Annotated in this window: 16 protein-coding genes and 1 riboswitch; of the genes, 7 read left to right on the forward strand and 9 right to left on the reverse strand. The window is 70.2% G+C overall.

Translation table 11 applies throughout. The annotated features are described in order from the left end of the window. The first annotated feature begins 81 nt into the window (after window positions 1–81). Window positions 82–624 (forward strand): hypothetical protein, encoded by a 543-nt coding sequence (locus AAHM41_RS07990; protein WP_342235999.1) that lies wholly within the window; start codon window positions 82–84, stop codon window positions 622–624. Here the strand turns inward: AAHM41_RS07990 and AAHM41_RS07995 are convergent. Both AAHM41_RS07995 and AAHM41_RS08000 read right to left on the reverse strand, forming a co-directional pair. After that, window positions 621–1,325, reverse strand: a complete 705-nt coding sequence (locus AAHM41_RS07995) for an alpha/beta fold hydrolase (protein WP_342236000.1) — start codon at window positions 1,323–1,325, stop codon at window positions 621–623. The genes AAHM41_RS07990 and AAHM41_RS07995 overlap by 4 nt on opposite strands. Beyond that, window positions 1,322–1,864 (reverse strand): isochorismatase family protein, encoded by a 543-nt coding sequence (locus AAHM41_RS08000; RefSeq protein WP_342236001.1) that lies wholly within the window; start codon window positions 1,862–1,864, stop codon window positions 1,322–1,324. Before AAHM41_RS08000 ends, AAHM41_RS07995 begins: the two co-directional genes overlap by 4 nt. 168 nt (window positions 1,865–2,032) lie before the next feature. Here AAHM41_RS08000 and AAHM41_RS08005 point away from each other — a divergent pair, with 168 nt between their 5' ends. Next, window positions 2,033–3,592, forward strand: a complete 1,560-nt coding sequence (locus tag AAHM41_RS08005; protein WP_342236002.1) for a DEAD/DEAH box helicase — start codon at window positions 2,033–2,035, stop codon at window positions 3,590–3,592. A gap of 141 nt (window positions 3,593–3,733) precedes the next feature. After that, complete coding sequence (locus tag AAHM41_RS08010) at window positions 3,734–6,046, forward strand: LPS-assembly protein LptD (protein WP_342236047.1); 2,313 nt, start codon at window positions 3,734–3,736, stop codon at window positions 6,044–6,046. Window positions 6,047–6,059: 13 nt separating this feature from the next. Here AAHM41_RS08010 and AAHM41_RS08015 read toward each other — a convergent pair whose 3' ends face one another. The 6 genes from AAHM41_RS08015 to AAHM41_RS08040 all read right to left on the reverse strand — a co-directional run bounded on the left by AAHM41_RS08015 (window position 6,060) and on the right by AAHM41_RS08040 (window position 12,853). Continuing rightward, window positions 6,060–6,989, reverse strand: coding sequence for a DUF6925 family protein (locus tag AAHM41_RS08015; protein WP_342236003.1), 930 nt, complete (start codon window positions 6,987–6,989; stop codon window positions 6,060–6,062). Then, entirely contained in the window at window positions 6,986–7,783 is a 798-nt protein-coding gene (locus AAHM41_RS08020; protein ID WP_342236004.1) for an ABC transporter ATP-binding protein, read from the reverse strand. The genes AAHM41_RS08015 and AAHM41_RS08020 overlap by 4 nt, the downstream gene beginning before the upstream one ends. Next, complete coding sequence (locus AAHM41_RS08025) at window positions 7,783–8,805, reverse strand: FecCD family ABC transporter permease (protein WP_342236005.1); 1,023 nt, start codon at window positions 8,803–8,805, stop codon at window positions 7,783–7,785. The genes AAHM41_RS08020 and AAHM41_RS08025 overlap by 1 nt, the downstream gene beginning before the upstream one ends. Further along, on the reverse strand, window positions 8,802–9,617 hold the full coding sequence (locus AAHM41_RS08030) for an ABC transporter substrate-binding protein (RefSeq protein ID WP_342236006.1): 816 nt from the start codon (window positions 9,615–9,617) through the stop codon (window positions 8,802–8,804). Before AAHM41_RS08030 ends, AAHM41_RS08025 begins: the two co-directional genes overlap by 4 nt. Window positions 9,618–9,637: 20 nt before the next feature. Beyond that, window positions 9,638–11,527: a TonB-dependent receptor plug domain-containing protein gene (locus AAHM41_RS08035; protein ID WP_342236007.1), complete on the reverse strand. Its 1,890-nt coding sequence runs from the start codon at window positions 11,525–11,527 to the stop codon at window positions 9,638–9,640. Window positions 11,528–11,646: 119 nt separating this feature from the next. After that, window positions 11,647–11,842: riboswitch (cobalamin riboswitch) on the reverse strand. Continuing rightward, window positions 11,837–12,853, reverse strand: coding sequence for a LysR substrate-binding domain-containing protein (locus tag AAHM41_RS08040; RefSeq protein ID WP_342236008.1), 1,017 nt, complete (start codon window positions 12,851–12,853; stop codon window positions 11,837–11,839). (Overlaps the previous riboswitch by 6 nt.) A gap of 123 nt (window positions 12,854–12,976) precedes the next feature. Here AAHM41_RS08040 and AAHM41_RS08045 point away from each other — a divergent pair, with 123 nt between their 5' ends. Continuing rightward, complete coding sequence (locus AAHM41_RS08045) at window positions 12,977–13,600, forward strand: FMN-dependent NADH-azoreductase (protein WP_342236009.1); 624 nt, start codon at window positions 12,977–12,979, stop codon at window positions 13,598–13,600. Between the two features lie 114 nt (window positions 13,601–13,714). On the opposite strand, the gene AAHM41_RS08050 is transcribed toward AAHM41_RS08045, so the two are convergent. Continuing rightward, window positions 13,715–15,208: a CoA-acylating methylmalonate-semialdehyde dehydrogenase gene (locus tag AAHM41_RS08050; RefSeq protein WP_446719435.1), complete on the reverse strand. Its 1,494-nt coding sequence runs from the start codon at window positions 15,206–15,208 to the stop codon at window positions 13,715–13,717. 156 nt (window positions 15,209–15,364) lie between these two features. Between AAHM41_RS08050 and AAHM41_RS08055 the strand changes: the two genes are divergently transcribed. The 3 genes from AAHM41_RS08055 to AAHM41_RS08065 all read left to right on the forward strand — a co-directional run bounded on the left by AAHM41_RS08055 (window position 15,365) and on the right by AAHM41_RS08065 (window position 18,340). Beyond that, complete coding sequence (locus AAHM41_RS08055) at window positions 15,365–16,090, forward strand: hypothetical protein (RefSeq protein WP_342236010.1); 726 nt, start codon at window positions 15,365–15,367, stop codon at window positions 16,088–16,090. A gap of 17 nt (window positions 16,091–16,107) precedes the next feature. Further along, window positions 16,108–17,238 (forward strand): hypothetical protein, encoded by a 1,131-nt coding sequence (locus AAHM41_RS08060; protein ID WP_342236011.1) that lies wholly within the window; start codon window positions 16,108–16,110, stop codon window positions 17,236–17,238. Between the two features lie 67 nt (window positions 17,239–17,305). Continuing rightward, window positions 17,306–18,340 (forward strand): cupin domain-containing protein, encoded by a 1,035-nt coding sequence (locus tag AAHM41_RS08065; RefSeq protein WP_342236012.1) that lies wholly within the window; start codon window positions 17,306–17,308, stop codon window positions 18,338–18,340. The last annotated feature ends 185 nt before the right edge of the window (window positions 18,341–18,525 follow it).

The raw sequence follows: 18,525 nt of genomic DNA on the forward strand, positions 1-18,525 counted from the left end.
GTGTGGTTGTCCCGCTCGGGGCGGGGGGGGGGGCCCCCCCCCCCCCCCCCCCCCCCGCGGGAGATCTGAAAGGGAGACGCCATGATCCTGCTCCGATGCGCCCTCGCCGTCGCCGTGCTGGCCCTGGCCGCCTGTTCCGGGCCGCGGATCGTGCGCAGCGATCTCGGCATGATGTACTCGACCGGCGAGCTGTTCGCCGCCGCCGACGGCCGCGACCTGCGCACCGTGGTCCAGGGCAACCCCTTCGGCACGCCGGGCTTCGACCAGCGGGTGACCGAGATCATGACCGGAACCTATGTCGGGCCGCGCACCCGCTTCACCACCACGCCGGGGCCGACGGAGAACCGCAACTACTTCGTCTCGGTGGTGTTCAACGCCCAGCCCGAAGTCAACCCGTTCAACCTGTGCGACCGCAAGACCTGGACCACGGCGCCGGCCAAGCGGCCGATCGTGGTGCGCGCCGCCTTCTGCATCCTCGGCCGCGAACAGTCGGCGGTGGCGGGCTATCTCGACCAGGCGACCGGGCCGGACGACCCGAACTTCACCGCCCTGGTCCACGACCTCACCGTCCAGCTCTTCCCCTATGTCCTGCCGGTGCCGTTCGGCCGGCCGGACTTCCCCTAATCCGCGAGCCGCCCGAGCCAGGCGGCCAGCGCCGCGTTGACCGCCTCCGGCTGCTCCATGGTCGAGAGGTGGCCGCTGTCCTCGACCACGACCAGCTCGGCGCCGGGAATCAGCCCGGCCATCTCCTCCGACACCGGCAGCGGCGTCAGTTCGTCGTGCCGGCCGCAGACCACCACGGTGGGGCAGCCGATGCCCGGCAGGTCCGGCCGGCTGTCCGGCCGCCCCAGGATCGCGGTCTGCTGACGCAGGAAGGCGTCGCGCCCGATCCGCGCGGCCATCGCCATCACCCGCCCGGTCAGCACCGGGTCCTCGAGCCGGGCGGGGTGCAGCAGCAGCGGCAGCAGCCGCGGCGTCACCCCCTTGAACTTGCCGGTCCGGGCCAGCGCGATCAGGGCGCGCCGACGGCGGCTCTGCTCCGCCGTGTCCGGCCGGGCCGAGGTGTCGAGCAGAGCCAGCCCGGCCACCCGCCCCGGCGCCCGGCGCATGATCTCGAGCGCGACATAGCCGCCCATCGACAGCCCGGCCAGGGCGAAACGCGGCGGCGCCGCGGCCAAAGCGGCATCGGCCAGCCCGGCCACCGAGTCGGCTCCGGCGAGGCTGGCCACCGTCACCGGCCGCCCGGCCGAGAAGGCGTTCAGCTGCGCCGTCCACAGATCGGCGTCGCACAACAGGCCGGGCAGGAACAGGACCGGCAGGGTCATCGCAGGAAGGCGCTGACGGTGCGGAACTCGTCGGTCGCGGCCTCGCCCAGCCATTCGAAGCAGACCATCTCGGCGGTCACGATCTCGATGCCGCCCTGCACCAGCCGCAGTTCCGACACCGCCGTGCTGCGCGGCGCCCGCGCCGTGGTGGCGTCGATCGCGACCACCGGCCGGAAGCCGGCATCGTGCAGGTCGAAGGCGGTCTGCAGCACGCAGACATGGCTCTCCAGCCCGCAGATCACGATGGTGCGGCGGCCGATGCCTTCGAGATGGTCCAGCAGCGCCGGTTCGCCGACCGCGGAGAACCGGACCTTCGGCACCACCGGTGCATCCGGCGCCAGCGCCACCAGATCCGGCAGCGTCGGCCCCAGCCCCTTCGGATATTGCTCGGCGAACAGCACCGGCACGTCGAGCGCCACGGCGCTGCGGACCAGCGTCTCGATTCCCTTCCGCGCCGCCGCAAAATCATGCATCGCCGACACCAGCTTCTCCTGCACGTCGACCACCAGCAGGACGCCGTCATTCCGGTCGAGCAGCATTCGTCACCTCGTTCCATTCATCGCCGCGGTCGCATGACTCGCGCCGCGCTAGGGTGAGCCATGCCCGGATGTCTCGATAGTTTCAATTGACTTGACGCGGGTTTTTCCCATTTAAAGGGCCTGCGGCGGGCCGCTCGGCGCGCCCCCATTAGTAAAGATTCCTGTACGATGCTCTTTTCGGATCTTGGGCTGAAGCCCGAAATCCTGCGTGCCGTGGACGATGTCGGCTACACCACGCCGACCCCGATCCAGGCCCAGGCCATACCTTACGTGTTGATGGGCCGCGACGTTCTCGGCATCGCACAGACGGGCACCGGCAAGACCGCCGGCTTCACCCTGCCGATGCTGGAGATCCTCGCCTCCGGCCGGGCCCGGGCGCGCATGCCGCGTTCGCTGATCCTGGAGCCGACTCGTGAGCTGGCCGCCCAGGTGGCCGAGAATTTCGAGCTGTACGGCAAGTACGAGAAGCTGTCCTACGCCCTCCTGATCGGCGGCGAGAGCTTCGAGGACCAGATCAAGAAGCTCGACCGCGGCGTCGACGTGCTGATCGCCACGCCCGGCCGCATGCTCGACCTGTTCGAGCGCGGCAAGGTCCTGCTGGCCGACGTCAAGATCCTGGTGATCGACGAGGCCGACCGGATGCTCGACATGGGCTTCATCCCGGACATCGAGCGGATCGTCGGCCTGCTGCCGCCGCTGCGGCAGACCCTGTTCTTCTCTGCCACCATGCCACCGGAGATCCGGCGGCTGTCGGAGGCCTTCCTCAGCAACCCGAAGCAGATCTCGGTGGCGCCGCCGGCGACCACGGGCGAGAAGCTCGAGCAGCACATCGTCATCGTCGAGGCCGAGGACAAGCGCAAGGCGCTGCGCCACCTGCTGCGGCAGGAGGACGTCAAGAGCGCCTTCGTGTTCTGCAACCGCAAGCGCGACGTCTCGGTGGTGTTCAAGTCGCTGCAGAGCCACGGCTTCAACGCCGGGCAGATGCATGGCGACCTGGTCCAGTCGGTGCGCAACGAGACGCTCGACCGGTTCAAGCGCAGTGAGATCACCACGCTGGTGTGCAGCGACGTCGCCGCCCGCGGCATCGATGTCAGCGACATCGGCCACGTCTTCAACTTCGACGTGCCGATCCATGCCGACGACTATGTCCATCGCGTCGGCCGCACCGGCCGCGCCGGCAAGACCGGCAAGGCCTATTCGATCGCGGCACCCGAGGAAGGGCGCCTGGTCAAGGCGATCGAAAGCCTGATCAAGAAGCAGATTCCGGTGCTGGTGCTGCCCGAGATCGGTCTCGAGGGCTTCCTGTCCGAGGACGAGGTCAAGCAGCGTGGCAAGGCCCGCCGGCGCGGCGAGCGCGCCGAGGCCCCGAAGCGCGGAGGCCGCGGTCGCGACTCGGCGGCCGAGCCCCGCCGTGTCGAGGCCAAGCCGCCGCGCGCCGAGGACGTCCCGGTGCAGGCCGAGGAACGCCCGCATCGCGCTGCCCCCCAGCACGGCGAGGCCGCCCATCGCGGTGAAGATCGCCCGCGGCCGGTGTCGGACCGCCCGCGCCGGGAAGCCCCCCGCCGGGACGACCGCGGCGAGGATCGCGGCCATGACCGGCGGCGGCACCGCGAAGATCACGACGACGTGCCGGTGCTCGGCCTGGGCGATCACGTGCCGGCGTTCCTGCTGCGCCCCGTGCCGCAACGGAAGCGCAGCGCAGCCGAGGTCACCGAAACCGCCGCATAACGACCGCACTGCCGTAACCGACGTTGACTTCGCCCCTTCGCTTTCGGCACAAGGGGCGACGCCCGGCGTCGGAGCTTGGAAGCGGCAGTGAAGCGAATCAATCGGTTATCGTCTTTTCTCGGCGCCGTGTCCGTGACCGCCATGCTTACGGCGGTCGGCGCCTCGGCCCAGGAACCGAGCCCGCAGCAGACGCCGCCAGCCGCACCGGCCGCGGAGCTACCCTCGCGGCCCGACACGCCTGCCGGGCAGCAGCAGCCCCCGGTGATCAGCGCCGATGAGCTGATCTACGACCAGACCCTCGGTCTCGTCACCGCCCGCGGCAAGGTCGAGATTCACCAGAATCACCAGATCGTCCGGGCCGACCAGGTCACCTACAACCAGAAGACCCAGGTGGTCGCCGCCAGCGGCCACGTCACCATGGTGCAGCCGGGCGGCGAAGTCCTGTTCGGCGACTACGCCGAGCTGACCGACGACCTGAAGGACGGCTTCATCCAGCAGGTGTCGCTGATCCTGTCCGACAACTCGCGCATGGTCGGCAACAGCGCGGTGCGCGAGCGCGGTGAGGTCACCACCATCGACCGCGCCGTCTATTCGCCCTGCAACTTGTGCAAGGACGATCCCACGGCGCCGCCGCTGTGGCAGATCCGCGCCGTGCGGGTGACCAACGACGCGGTGTCGAAGGACATCATCTACCACGACGCCTTCATCGACCTGTTCGGCGTGCCGCTGTTCTACACGCCCTACTTCTCGATGCCCGACCCTTCGGTCGACCGGCGCCAGGGCTTCCTGTTCCCGACCTTCGGCGCGACCTCCGATGTCGGGCCGTTCTTCGGGCTGCAGTATTATTTCGACATCTCGCCGGACCAGGACGCCACGCTCGGCGCCATGATCACGCGGGATGCCGGCACGCTGTTCAGCGGCCAGTACCGCAAGCGCTTCGACAAGGGCCTCGTCACCCTCGACGGCAGCATCAACCAGAGCGGCTACGACAAGATCCTGAACGACAATTCAGGCTTCAACGGCAGCAACCTGGACTTCCGCTCGCAGCAGGTGCGCTGGCACTTCTTCGGCTCCGCCCGCTACGACTTCGACCAGAACTGGCGCTTCGGGACCGACATCCAGCGCACCTCGGACCGGACCTATCTCGACAACTTCGGCATCTCCGGCTCCGACGTGCTGCAGAGCCGGGCCTATGCCGAGGGCTTCTACGGACTGAGCTACATCTCGGTCGAGGCGCTGGACTGGCAGGACCTGCGCACCCCCGGCACCGGGATCGGCAACAAGGGTTTCTCGCCCACCGTCCTGCCATGGGCCCAGGCCAACTACGTCAGCGAGCCGAACACCCTCTTCGGCGGCCAGTGGTTCGTCAACGCCAGCGCCATCAGCCTGCTGCGCGACTATGACCCGGTGACCAGCGATCCCACCCGCGGCCTCGACACCCGCCGCCTGTCCAGCCAGGTCGGCTGGCAGCGGGATTTCTACACCGACAGCGGTATCGTGCTGAACGCGCGCACCTATCTGCGCGGCGACCTGTACCAGTCGAGTGACATGCCGGACGGGACCAAGGTGGTCGATGGCGGGCCCGACGAGGTGCTGACCCAGGACGCCAGCGCCGCCCGGATCTTCCCGGTCGCCACCCTGACCGCGCGCTACCCCTTCGTCGGCCAGATCGGCACCTACCAGCAGTTGCTGGAGCCGATCGTCAGCTTCAGCGTCGCGCCGGAAATCAGCAACGGCAACAAGATCCCGAACAACGACAGCGCCGACATCGAGTTCGACGAGATCAACCTGTTCAGCGAGAACCGCTTCCCCGGCCTCGACCGGGTCGAGGGCGGCCAGCACGTCTCCTATGGCTTCCGCTACGGCCTCTACGCGCCGGACGGCGCCTCCGCCACCTTTTTCCTGGGCCAGAGCTACCGGTTCGAGGAGGATGACGACTTCCCGGAGAGTTCCGGCCTGCGCGACAAGGTGTCGGACTATGTCGGCCGCGTCACACTGCATCCGGCGCCGTATCTGAACCTCGACTGGCGGTTCCGGCTGGACAAGGACAATTTCTACAGCCGCCGGCAATTCGTCCAGGCCAGCACCACCCCGTTGGACTGGCTGAACCTGAACGTCAACTACAGCCTGCTCGACGACAAGGGCCCGGACGACGACGGCAACATCTTCAACCAGCAGCAGCTCGGCGCCGGCGGCACCGCCAAGGTCTCCGACTACTGGTCGCTGTCGACCGGGATGACTTACGATATCCAGAACATGCGGCCGTTCACCTACAGTGTCGGCGCGCAGTACCAGGACGAGTGCTTCACCTTCGGCGTCACGGCGCAGCGCCGGTTCACCACCGCGGAGGACCAGAAGGAAGGCTATTCCTTCTTCCTGACGCTGAGCCTGAAGAATCTCGGCGAGGTGCCGCTGAAGCTGAGCGGCGAGCAGAGCCGCGCCGCGGGCAGCTGACCCGCCGGTCCGGCTAGCCCGGCCCGGCCGCCGCGAGTGTCCGGGCCTGGCAGCGCGCCACCCGGCCGACCGCGCGGTCGGCCCGGCTGACCAGTGTCGGCGGCTCCCGGCCCTCGCCCAGTGCGGCCAGCACCTCGTCTTTCAGTGCCACGGCCCGTGGGTCGCCGAAGGCCCGCCACAGCGCCTGGAACGCTTGGTGCCGCGCCGCCTCGAACGGCCGCTTCCGCCCCAGCGCGTCGCGCGCCGGATGCGGCGGGAACAGATGGGCGCAGGGCACCCAGCCGGCCGGGATCGGCGCCGTCGCAGCATGGGTCCGGCCGCTGGCCAGCAGCTTCGGCAGCACATGGGTGTGCGGCCCCTCCGGGCTCCTGCCGTCGGCCGGCGGCACCGGCTGATACACCTCGATCCGCCCGGGCCGGCCCAGGAACACGCGGTGCGGCCCGGCATGGATCACCGCGCCGATCAGCGGATTGCCGGGCTCGAACAGCGACCGGCCACATCCGGCGCGCAGCTGCGCCAGCAGCGCCGGGTCGGCGGTGCGGACGCAGATGTCGGCCTGGGCCACGCCGAGGCCGAGGTCGAACAGCACCGCGTCGCGGTCCTGCGGCCGCAGCGCCGCCCGGTCGGGGCCGAGCTCGGCGACCACGGTCCGGCCGCTCATCGTTGCCGGCCCCGCCTCCAGGCACAGCGCCACGGCATGGCTCCAGCGGTCGCCCTGCCCGGTCGCGGTCTCATAGGCCACCGGCCGCAGCCCGGCGATCCAGTCGATCCGCATCGCGCCGAGGCCGGTGACCACGGCGACGCCGGCCTCGTCGGCCTTGATCGACGCCGCCTCCTCCGGCGTGCGCATGAACTCGGCGATGGCGCCGAAGCCGCCCAGGCTCCACCCCGTCTCCGGCTCCTCGGCCTGGTCCAGGATCAGCCGCCGCACCGCCTCGGTCATGGTCGTCCCTCCCCCTGCTCCACCCCGATGCGCGACCAGGGCAGGACATAACCGACCCCGTCGCGTTCGCCGCGCTGCACCTCCACCCCATAGGCGCGGCGCAGGTGGTCGTCGGTCAGCACCGCCGCCGGCGGGCCGTCGGCCAGGATCCGGCCGCCCTGCAGCAGCACCAGCCGATCGCAGAACCGGCCGGCCAGCGCTAGGTCGTGCAGCACCACCAGCACGCCGGCGCCGGCCCGGGCGCGCGCCTGCAGCAGCTCCATGATCTGCAGCTGGTGGAACGGGTCCAGCGCCGCCACCGGCTCGTCGGCGAAAAGCATCGGCGCCTCGACCGCCAGCGCCCGGGCGAACAGCACCCGCATCCGCTCGCCGGCCGACAGGGTGCCGACCGTGCGGTGCCGCAGATGCGCCGCATCCGCCGCTTCGAGCGCCCGCGCCACCGCGGCGTGGTCCGCCGCCGACATCCCGCCGAGCGCCCGGCGATGCGGCAGGCGCCCCAGCGCCACCAGATGGTCGGCCCGCAGCGGCCATTGCACCTCGTCGCCCTGCATCAGCACCGCCAGCCCCCGGGCCAGCCGGTCGCGGCCGAGCTGCCGGGCCGCCAGCCCGTCATAGCGGACCCCGCCCGCATCCGGCGTCTGCAGCGCTGCCAGCACCCGCAGCAGCGTGGTCTTGCCGGCCCCGTTCGGCCCGATCAGCCCGACCAGTTCGCCCGGCGCCAGCGCCAGGTCGATGCCGGCGAGGACCGGCCGGCCGCCGAGCGCGAGATGAAGACCGTTGGCATCGATCCGCATCAGGCGCTCCGCCGCAGCCGCCAGATCAGGCTGAACAGGAAGGGCGCGCCGATCACCGCGGTGACCACGCCCAGCTTCAGCTCCGGCTGCACCCGCACCAGCCGCAGCCCGATATCGGCCAGCAGCAGCAGCACCGCGCCGCCCAGGCCGCTGACCAGCAGCAGCCGCCCCGGCCGATGCCCGACCAGCGGGCGCAGCAGATGCGGCACCACCAGGCCGACGAAGCCGATCGCCCCGGTCACCGCCACGGCGCTGCCGACCGCCAGCGCGGTGCCGACGATCAGCTGCAGCCGCAGCCGGCCGAGGTCGAAGCCCAGGCTGGAAGCGGTGTCCTCGCCCAGCGTCAGCGCGTCCAGCGCCCGCGCGCCGGCCAGGATCAGGGCCCAGCCGATGGCCATCGGCGGCAGCACCAGCCAGACATGGTCCAGGCTGCGGTCGGCCAGCGACCCCATCAGCCAGAACACGATCTCCAGCGCCGCATAGGGGTTCGGCGACAGGTTCAGCGCCAGCGCGGTCAGGGCGCCGGCGGCGCTGGAGATGGCGACGCCGGCCAGGATCACCGTCATCGTCCCGGCGCCGCGCCGGGCCAGGGCCAGCAGCATCAGCGTCGCCAGCACCGCCCCGGTGATGCCGCCGAGCGGCAGGGCCAGGGCGAAGCTGCCGGCGAGGCCGGTGTAGAACACCAGCACGGCGCCGAACGCCGCCACGGCCGAGACACCGATCACCCCGGGCTCGGCCAGCGGGTTGCGCAGCAGCCCCTGCATTGCGGCGCCGCCGAGGCCGAGGCTGACCCCGACCAGCAGGCCCAGCAGCGCCCGCGGCAGCCGCAGCTCCAGCAGCACCAGCGCCGGCAGTGTCTGCCGCCCGGCCAGCAGGTCGCCGGCGGCGGATGCGAGGTCCAGCGGCGCATAGCCGGTGGCGACCGATCCGGTGAGGCAGGCCAGCGCCGCCAAGGCGAGGACGGCGACCAGGAGCGTATAGGACGGCGCCGCGGCTCGGTGGTCTGTGGTCTCGGCGGTCACGGCCCCTCCTCCACCGCGCGGGCGGCGGCGGCGATCAGGGCGGCGGCGTCGGCCACCTCCGGGCCGCCGCAGGTCCACAGCCGCGCCGGCACCCGCACCAGGCGCAGATCCGGCAGAGCGGACAGGATCGAATGGTCCAGCACCGCCTCGCCCAGCGACGGCGCCCGGTTCTCCGGCTGGTTCAGGATCAGGAGCCGCACCCCGGACAGCGCCACGCGCTCCAGCGGGATCTCGCCGTAATTCTCCAGACCCTGCTCGGCGGCAAGGTTGCGAACGCCGGCCCGGCGCAGGATCTCGTCAACCAGCGACCCACGGCCGGCGGTGAAGCCGTTCGGGCGCAGCACCACCGCCAGCTGCGGCGATGCCGGTCCCCGGACCGCCGCCAGCCGCTCATCCATCGCCGCGATCATGCCCTCGCCGCGCTCTGTCTGGCCCAAAGCCGCCGCCACCTGGCGGATCTGGGCGCGGATGCCGTCCAGGTCCTGCGGCACGCCGAGCTCCAGGATCGGCATCCCCAGGCGGCGCAGCAGCGCCACCGTGCTGCGGGTGGTGAAGGCCCCGACCACGACCAGGTCCGGCTTCAGCGCCGCCACCTCCTCCGCCAGCCCGTGATTGACCGGCATCGCGGCCGCCTCTTCCGCCACCACCGAATTCTCCGGGTCGCGGGCCAGCCAGGTCACCGACTGCACATCCGCGCGGTCGGCCAGGCGCAGCACCAGCGCATCGGCGCAGAGGTTGAGCGAGACGATCCGATGCGGCCGGGCCATCGCCGGCGCAACCGCGACACCGAGGGCCAGAAGCAGCGGGAGCACGGCAAGGCGGCGCATCGCGATCAGAAGCTGACCTTCATGCCGAGAGTGCCGGCCCGCCGCAGCGAGCCATAGGTCCAGACCTCCTCATAATCCTCGTCCAGCAGGTTGTCGATCCGGCCATAGACCTGCACCCTGTCGCTGACCTGGTACGACGCCGCCAAGTTCACCAGCGTAGTGCCGTCCAGCGTCACCGGCGAGGAGTTGTAGACCTCGTCGAAGGCCAAATCCTTCTGCGACCCGTTGTAGTCGACGCCCAGATTGACGTTCGCCGCCCCCTCAAGGAACCGGTAGTTGACGTTGAGGCTGGCGAGGTTGCGCGGCCGGCGCACCAGCTCCGCCCCGGTCGCGTCCTCGGCGTCTGTGTAGGTGTAGGAGGCGCGGATGGTCAGGTCGTCGACCGGCGTCACCGACAGGCCCAGTTCCACCCCGCGCGCCGTCGCCGTGCCCGGCAGGTTGGTCGAGCCCTGCCCGCTGCCGACGATCAGGTCGCTGATCCGCTGCTCGAAATAGGTCGCGTCCAGCACCACGCGCTCACCCCAGATCTGCTGGTCGAAGCCGGCATCCCAGCCCTCCGCCCGCTCCGGCTTCAGGTCGGGGTTGCCGCGATAGGTGCTGGTGAAGCCGTACAGCTCGAACAGCGTCGGGTTCTTCACCCCAGTGCCGTAGGAGACGCGCAGCTTGGTGCCCGTGGCCTCGACCTTGTAGGCCGCGGTCAGGCGCCAGGTGGTGGTGTCGTCGAACAGGTCGTTCAGGTCGTGCCGCACGCTGCCGGTCAGGAACAGGCTGTCGAACAGGCCGAGCTGGTACTGCCCGACCAGCCCGGTGGCGCCGATCCGCCGGCTGAAGTCGGAGAAACCGCTGTCGCTGTCGGCTTGCTGCTCCTCATGGTCGACCGCGAAGGTCAGCCGATGCTCGGCCGGCAGCAAAGCCTCGCTGTCCAGCGTCAGGTTGGTCTGGTAGTCGACCCGGGTGGTCTTGCCGCGATAGCTGCTGGTGATGATGTCGTCGCCGTCGCGATAGTCGCGGCTGTCATCGGTGTAGGACAGGCCGACGATATGCTCCCACCTTCCGTCGAGCAGCTTCAGCTTGCCCTGGATGCGGCCGAGGAAGGTCGAGCCGACGACATCGTCCTTGCTGTCGATGGCGCCGACACCGCCGGCGAAGCCGTCGAGATCGGTACGGAAGCGGGTGTAGCGGCCGACCACGTCGATATCGACCAGCTCGCTCGGGTGCAGCCCGATCTTGGTGTAGATCGTGCCGTTGCGGGTGCCATCGGCCTCGCTGCCATGGCGGGCGGAGGACGCTCCGTCCGTCAGCACGCCGGCGGTGCCGATCAGGTAGTCCAGATCGTCATTGCCGCCGCTGACCGAGGCGTGGCCGCGGAGCGTGCCATAGCCGCCGCCCTCCACCGAGACGGTGCCCGCGACCGGCCCCGTGCCGCGCCGGGTGACGATGTTGACCACGCCCCCGATCGCGTCGGAGCCGTAGAGCGCGCTCTGCGGCCCGCGCAGCACCTCGATCCGCTCGATGTCGTCGGCCATCAGATGGGCAAAGTCGAACTCCGACCCCGCCGAGGGGTCGTTGACCTCGATGCCGTCGATCAGCACCAGCGTCTGGTTGCCTTCCGAGCCGCGGATACGCAGCTGGGTCAGCCCGCCGGCCGGGCCGGTGCGGTTGATGGCGACGCCGGGCACCTCGCGCAGCACGTCGGAGACCTGGCGGATTTGCCGGTCCTCCAGTTCCTGCCGGGTGATCACGGTGACGGCGCTGCCGACCTCCGCCGCCGGGGTCGGCACCCGGTTGGCGGTGACGATGATCGGTTCGAGTGTGAGGGGCGCCTCCTGGCCCTCTGCGGGCAGAGAGACGCCGGCCGCGAGCAGGACCAGGACGCAACGGGATGGAACGGACATGGAGACCTCGGGGGACACGCCTGTGGCACGTCACCGCGAACGCTGTCTCCCCGGCCCGCGCCGGTTCGGCAACCGGGCCGGTTTGGCAACCACCAGGACACCCCGCCCGGCGTGCTCGCGCGTGACCACGACTGACGGCAGGTCTCCTGGCTTGCGGGTCGTCGCCCTTCCGTCGCCTTCCCGGGACCCGAGATCCCAGTGGCATGATGACGGAGAACTCGCCGCTCACAGTTGCGGGGGCAGCCGCAGCGTTGGGCCGAGGCCCGCACTGCATTCCCTTTTGATCCCGAAGGAACCGTCGCAGCGAAGCTAGTGGGCGGCGGGCCGGGCGGTCAACAGCGCATCGAGGCCGAGCGCGGCGGCGTTGGCGCCGGAATCGGCATAGGGCGGCAGCCGGTCCTCGTCGCGCAGCTCGCTGTCGCAGATCGCCACCATCCGCGGCACCCAGCGCACGACGTGGTCGACCAGGGCCCGCACCGCAGGCACCAGGCCGCGGCGCGAGGCGAACACCGCCTGCACCTCGCCCTCCGGCACGCGCCAGTCGAACAGCACATGCTCCAGCAGCCCGACCTCGATCGCCGGCCGGCAGATATAGTCCGGCAGCAGCGCGGCGCCGAGCCCGTCGATCGCGGCCTGGCGCAAGGTGAACATGTCGTCGCTGGCCAGCCGCGGCACATGCGGCACCGATTGCGGGCTGCCCGCCGCATCCAGCAGGGTCCAGACATGGCGGCCGTCGGCATGGTGCAGGTCGAGCGTGCCGAGGCGGATCAGGTCGACCGGCTCCGCCGGGCGGCCGATCCGGTCGAGCAGCGCCGGCGCGACCACCACCACGTCGCGGGTCTGGGCCAGCACCCGGACGACGACGTCGGAGGGCTCGGTCGGCGGCTTGCGGACGCGGAAGGCCAGGTCGACGCGCTCGTCGATCACGTCGATGCGGCGGCCGGTCAGCTCCATCGAGATCCGCACCGCCGGATGGGCGGCCAGGAAGCTGTTGATCAGCGGCGCGATCATGGTCTGCGCCAGGATATGCGGGCAGGTGATGCGGACCAGCCCGCTCGGCTCCGACCGCGCCTGGGCCACCGCCTGCTCCGCCGCCTCGGCCTCGGCCAGCAGGGTCTCGCAATGGCGCAGGAAGGTCTCGCCGACGTCGGTCAGCGACAGCCGGCGGGTCGAGCGCTGCAAGAGCCGGACGCCGAGCCCCTCCTCCAGCGCCGCGATGCGCCGGCTGAGCCGCGACTTGGGCAGGCCCAGCGCCCGGCCGGCGGCGGTGAAGCCGCCCAGCTGCGCCACCTTGGCGAAGAGGCGGAGGTCGTTGAGGTCGAGCATGGCCGTCACCCGCAATTAATTGTCTCACACATAGAACGATCCATCGCGAAATTCCAGTCTACAGGCGGATTGTCTCCATCCGTAAATGCAATACCCATGTCAGTCACACCCATGGAGGGGTCCATGAAGATCCTGCAGATCGATTCCAGCCCGCTCGGCGACGCCTCGGTGTCGCGCCAGCTGACCAGGGCGACCGTCGACGCCTGGCGCGCCCGCTATCCCCAGGCCGAGCTGATGTATCGCGACCTCGTCGCCGATGCGCCGGAGCACCTGACCGCCGAGCGGCTGGCGGTGATCAAGTTCGGCAAGGACAGCGAGCTGACGCCGGCCCAAGCCGAGGAGCGGGCGCTGATCGACAGCATCGTCGGGGAGTTCCTGTCGGCCGATGTCGTGGTGATCGGCGCGCCGATGTACAATTTCGCGGTGCCGACCCAGCTGAAGGCCTGGATCGACCGGCTGGCCCAGGCCGGCCGCACCTTCCGCTACACCGAGACCGGCCCGGTCGGCCTGGCCGGCGGCCGCAAGGTGATCGTCGCCTCCTCGCGCGGCGGCATCTACACCGCCGGCCTCGAGGCGCTGGATCACCAGGAGGCTTATCTGCGCACGATCCTCGGCTTCATCGGCGTCACCGACATCGACTTCGTTCGCGCCGAAGGCCTGTCGATGGGGCCGGAGCACCGCGATCGCGCCGTGGCCGAGGCACACCAGCAGGCCAAGGCGTCGCCAGGCCTGGCCGTGGCGGGTTGACGATCAGCACCCGTAGGTTGGGTTCGCCAAGCGAACCCAACATTTACAAGGCTCCATGCGGCACGATGTCGGGTTCGCGGAGCGCGAACCCAACCTACGTCGTGCGCGGATCGCTTACCGCATCACCGGCATGGTGAATTCGGCGCCGCCCTTGATGCCGGTCGGCCAGCGCTCGGTCACCGTCTTCAGCTTGGTGTAGAAGCGCACCCCGTCCGGCCCGTACATGCCGAGGTCGCCGAAGGCCGAGCGCTTCCAGCCGCCGAAGCTGTGGAATGCCATCGGCACCGGGATCGGCACGTTAACGCCGACCATGCCGACATTGCAGTTGCTGACGAAGGTCCGCGCCGCGTCGCCGTCACGGGTGAAGATCGCGGTGCCGTTGCCGTATTCGTGCTTGTTCACGAGGTCCAGCGCGGTCGCGAAATCCGGCGTCCGCACCACCGACAGCACCGGCCCGAAGATCTCCTCCCGGTAGATCCGCATCTCCGGCCGCACCTGGTCGAACAGGCAACCGCCGACGAAGTAGCCGTTCTCGTAGCCCTGCAGCTTCAGGCCGCGGCCGTCGACCACCAGCTTGGCGCCCTCCTGGACGCCGATGTCGACATAGCCGCGCACCTTGTCGTAGTGCTGCTTCGTCACCAGCGGCCCCATCTCGGCGTCGGGGTCGGTGCCGGGGCCGATCTTCAGCGCCCGCACCTTCGGCTCCAGCTTCGCCATCAGCTTGTCGCCGACATCGCCGACCGCGACCGCCACCGAGATCGCCATGCAGCGCTCGCCGGCCGAGCCGTAGCCCGCGCCCATCAGCGCGTCGACCGCCTTGTCGAGATCGGCATCCGGCATCACCACCATGTGGTTCTTGGCGCCGCACAGCGCCTGCACCCGCTTCCCGTGCGCGGCCGCCGTGGCATAGATGTACTCGCCGATCGCGGTCGAGCCGACGAAGCTGACCGCCGCCACACCCGGATGGGTCAGCAGCGTGTCGACCGCGACCTTGTCGCCATGCACCACGTTGAGCACGCCCGGAGGGGCACCGGCCTCGATCAGCTTGGCCGCCAGCCAGTTGGCGGCGGACGGGTCCTTCTCCGACGGCTTCAGCACGAAAGTGTTGCCGCAGGCGATGGCGACCGAGAACATCCACATCGGCACCATCACCGGGAAGTTGAACGGCGTGATGCCGGCGCAGACGCCGACCGGCTGGCGGATCGAGAAGCTGTCGATCTCGCGCCCGACATTCTCGCTGAACTCACCCTTCAGCAGATGCGGGATGCCGCAGGCGAACTCCACCACCTCGAGGCCGCGCTGGATCGACCCCTTGGCGTCGGACAGCACCTTGCCGTGCTCGGCGGTGACGATCCGCGCCAGCTCCTCGATATTCTCCTCGATCAGCTGCTTGAAGCGGAACATCACGCGGGCCCGGATCACCGTCGGCGTCGCCGCCCAGCCGGGCAGCGCCTTGCGGGCGGAGTCGATGGCGGCGGCGACCTCCTCGGCCGAGGCGAAGTCGACGCGGCCCGAGACCTCGCCGGTTGCCGGGTTGCACACATCCCCGGCCCGGCCGCTGCGGCCGGGCGCGGCCTTGCCGTCGATGAAGTGATGGATCGGACCCACGCTGCGCTCCTCCAGAATTCTCTCTTGCCGACAGGCCGGACTGCCGCCCGATTTGCTGCGCCCGTCGCGACGGGCTTGGCGGCCGGGGGCCCGCTGTCGTAACTGTCGCCATGCTACGGCGGCGGCGACCGCCGGCAAAGGATTTGGATGGGGTTCATGGGTCTCGGTCTCTACGATCCGGAGAGTCGCTACCGGCGGCGCGTCTGGGGCGCGATCATCCGCGTCTTCTTCTCGATCACCGTGCTGGTGGTGGTGGCGGCCTTCGCCTATCAGATCGGAGTCGAGCGGACTCGCGGCCAGATCGCGACGCTGCAGGCCCAGGTCGGCACGCTGTCCCAGGACAAGACCGGGCTGGAGCAGGACCGGGTGCGGCTGCAGGCGGCGGCGCAGACGGCGCAGATCCAGTACCGCGAGCTGATGGCCCGATTCGAGCGCGAGGTGCCGACCGGCACCTATCGCGAGCTGGCCGACAAGGTGGCGCAGCGGCTGCAGACCGGGCTCGACCCGCAGCGCCTGGCCTTCTACATCGACCAGGCCTCGGCGCCGCGCGACTGCAAGCCGGGCGAGAGCAAGCGCTTCATCCTGCCGACCCAGAACGCGGCGGGATCCAACAGCTCGGTCGCCTTCGCCAACAACACCATCGCCGTGACCGGCCGGGGCGAGAGCGCGGTGGACGACGCCAACAAGGCGCAGTCCTGGTTCGACCCGGCCAAGAGCGTGACCGTCAACTTCCGCGGCATCGACGGCAAGCAGGCCACCGCCACCGGCGTGCTGCCGCTGTTCCAGACCATCGTGGTCGGCGACAAGGAGTATCGCTTCAGCCTGGTCGAGGGCGAGCGCAGCTTCATCCGCGTCACCAACGAGGTCTGCGCCTTTCCCTGATCCAGGAGCAGCCGCCGATGCCGCCCCTTCCGCTGCGCCGCGTGGTCATCGTCTATGAACCCGAGGCGGCGTGCCGGGCGCGGCTGGAGGCGGCCGGCTTCGAGCCCGCCGCCGCGGCGGAGGTCGCCTGCTATCTGGCCCAGGCGACGGATCTGGAAGCGATCCGGCCGGAGCTCACGGCGACGCTCGGCGAGGCCGGGCTGGAGGCCGAGTTCCTCGAGCTCGACGGGCTGATCGGCGCCCTGCCCGGCCTCGTCGCCCGGCGCAACGACACCATTCTGTGGTGCCAGACCGACGGCATCACCTATTACCGCGGCAGCGCGGTCAGCGCCCTGGCGCGGCTGGCCAGGATCGGCAGCTACGGCAGCCCGCCCCAGGCCCAGCACCTGTGCCAGGACAAGTTCAAATGCACGGCCCTGGCCGAAGCGGCCGGCCTGCCGGTGCCGCCGACCGCCCTGGCCGAGGGGCGGCGGGTGATCGCCGGCGCCGCGGTGCTGGACGGCCCGGGACCGTTCTTCGTCAAGCCGAACACGCTCGGCGCCAAGATCGGCATCTTCGCCGATTCCAGGACCGCGGACGCGGCGGCGGCCCTGGAGGTCGCGGCGCGGCTGTGGGACCGCTACCGCGACCGGGCCGTGATCCAGCCCTTCCTGCCGGGCCACGATATCCGCGTCAGTTACATGGATGTCGGCCGGCCTCTGGCGGCATCGCTGGGCATCGCCCGGCTGGGCAAGGATTCGGGCAGCGAGGCCGGCGGCGCCTTCATGACCATGCGCGACAATGCCAGCCTGTCGGGCAGCCGCGACACCGAGGGCGGCCGGACCGGCTTCGGCGAAGAGCAGCAGCGCGCCTTCATCCCGCAGCTGTCGGATCTGCGCGCCGAATCCGGTCCGGCGGCGGCCCGGATCGTCGCGGCGGCCGAAGCCCTGGTGCCCCGCCTGGCCGAGCTCTTCGGCCTGCGCGACTATTTCTCGGTCGACCTCCGCGCCGGCGAGGATGGTGGCGTCCACATCCTGGAATTCGAGACCTGCCCGGCGGTGACGATCTACGATTTCCAGACCTATCTGCGCGACGCCCACGGCCTGTCGCTGGGCGCCGCCCTCGCCCGCTCCCTGGCCCTGGCGCATCGCCGGCCGACGGAGCCGTGAGACACCGGCTTTGACCGGAGCCGCTTCTGGTCCAAGATCCGGCGGCCTCAAAGGGGGGAGCAGACGCATGACGAACGAGACCGCCGCACCGGCCAAGCCGATCTCGTCCAACGACGTGCCGTGGGAGGAATGGTCCGACATCCCGCGCTTCACCACGCGCTACCGGCACTTGACCCGCGCCGTGCTCGGCGACGACTACCATGTCGGCGTCGCCATCGAGGAGCTGGGGCCGGGCAAGCAGAGCGTGCCGGCGCACTACCACATCTTCGAGGAGGAGCATGTCTACATCCTCGAAGGCACGGTCACCGCGCGCCTCGGCGCCGACAGCTACGAGATGAAGGCCGGCGACTATGTCTGCTACCCGGCCGGGCAGAAGGCCGGGCACTGCCTGGTCAACACCGGCCATGCCGTCTGCCGCTACGTGGTGGTGGGCGAGCGCAACCCGAACGAGGTCTGCGTCTACACCGACACCAACAAGGTGCTGGTGCGGTCCCTGGGACGGCGGGTGATCCTCGACTTGGCGGCGACACGCGGCTATTGGGACGGCGAGGACACCGGCCTGCCGGACGGCGTCGCCCCGCCCGCCGATGCCGTGGCGCCCGAGCCGCCCGCCACGCCGAAGGGGCCGATCTCCTCGCATCAGCTGACATGGCGCGATGAAGGCCTGCGTGGAAGTACGCGGTTCGGCGGTCGCTCGAAGCATCTCACCGAGGCTGCCGTCGGACCGAACTATCACGTCGGCATGCTGATCGAAGCGCCGGCGCCGGGAATGCGCCTGTGCCCGACCCACTACCACATGCTGGAGGAGGAGCATGCGCTGATCCTCGAGGGCCAGGTGACTCTGATCCTCGGCGATGAACGATACGAGCTGACAGCGGGCGATTATGTCTGCTTCCCCGCCGGCCGGAAGGTCGGTCACTCCTTCCTGAACAGCGGCCCAGGCCCCTGCAGCTATCTGATGATCGGCGAGCACAACCCGAACGAGGTCTGCGTCTACCCGGATTCGAACAAGATGGCGGTCGGCGCCCTGCGCACGCGGGACGACATCTTCGACATGTCGGGGCTGCGGCGGTATTGGGACGGCGAGGAGACGCCCGGCTAATCCGTCTGTCCCGGCCAGAATGCCGATGTGACTTGACCGCTGCGACGGGGGCCGCCGGGTCCGGCAAGCCGCCCCCAACAGCGCTTCCCCACCCACCCATCGTCCTGCTCTCGCGCCGCCCCTGATGGCAGGCGGTGTGGCCCGCCGGCAACAGATCGTCGTCACAACGAAGTATACATTTTTGT

Source organism: Inquilinus sp. OTU3971 (assembly GCF_038440215.1).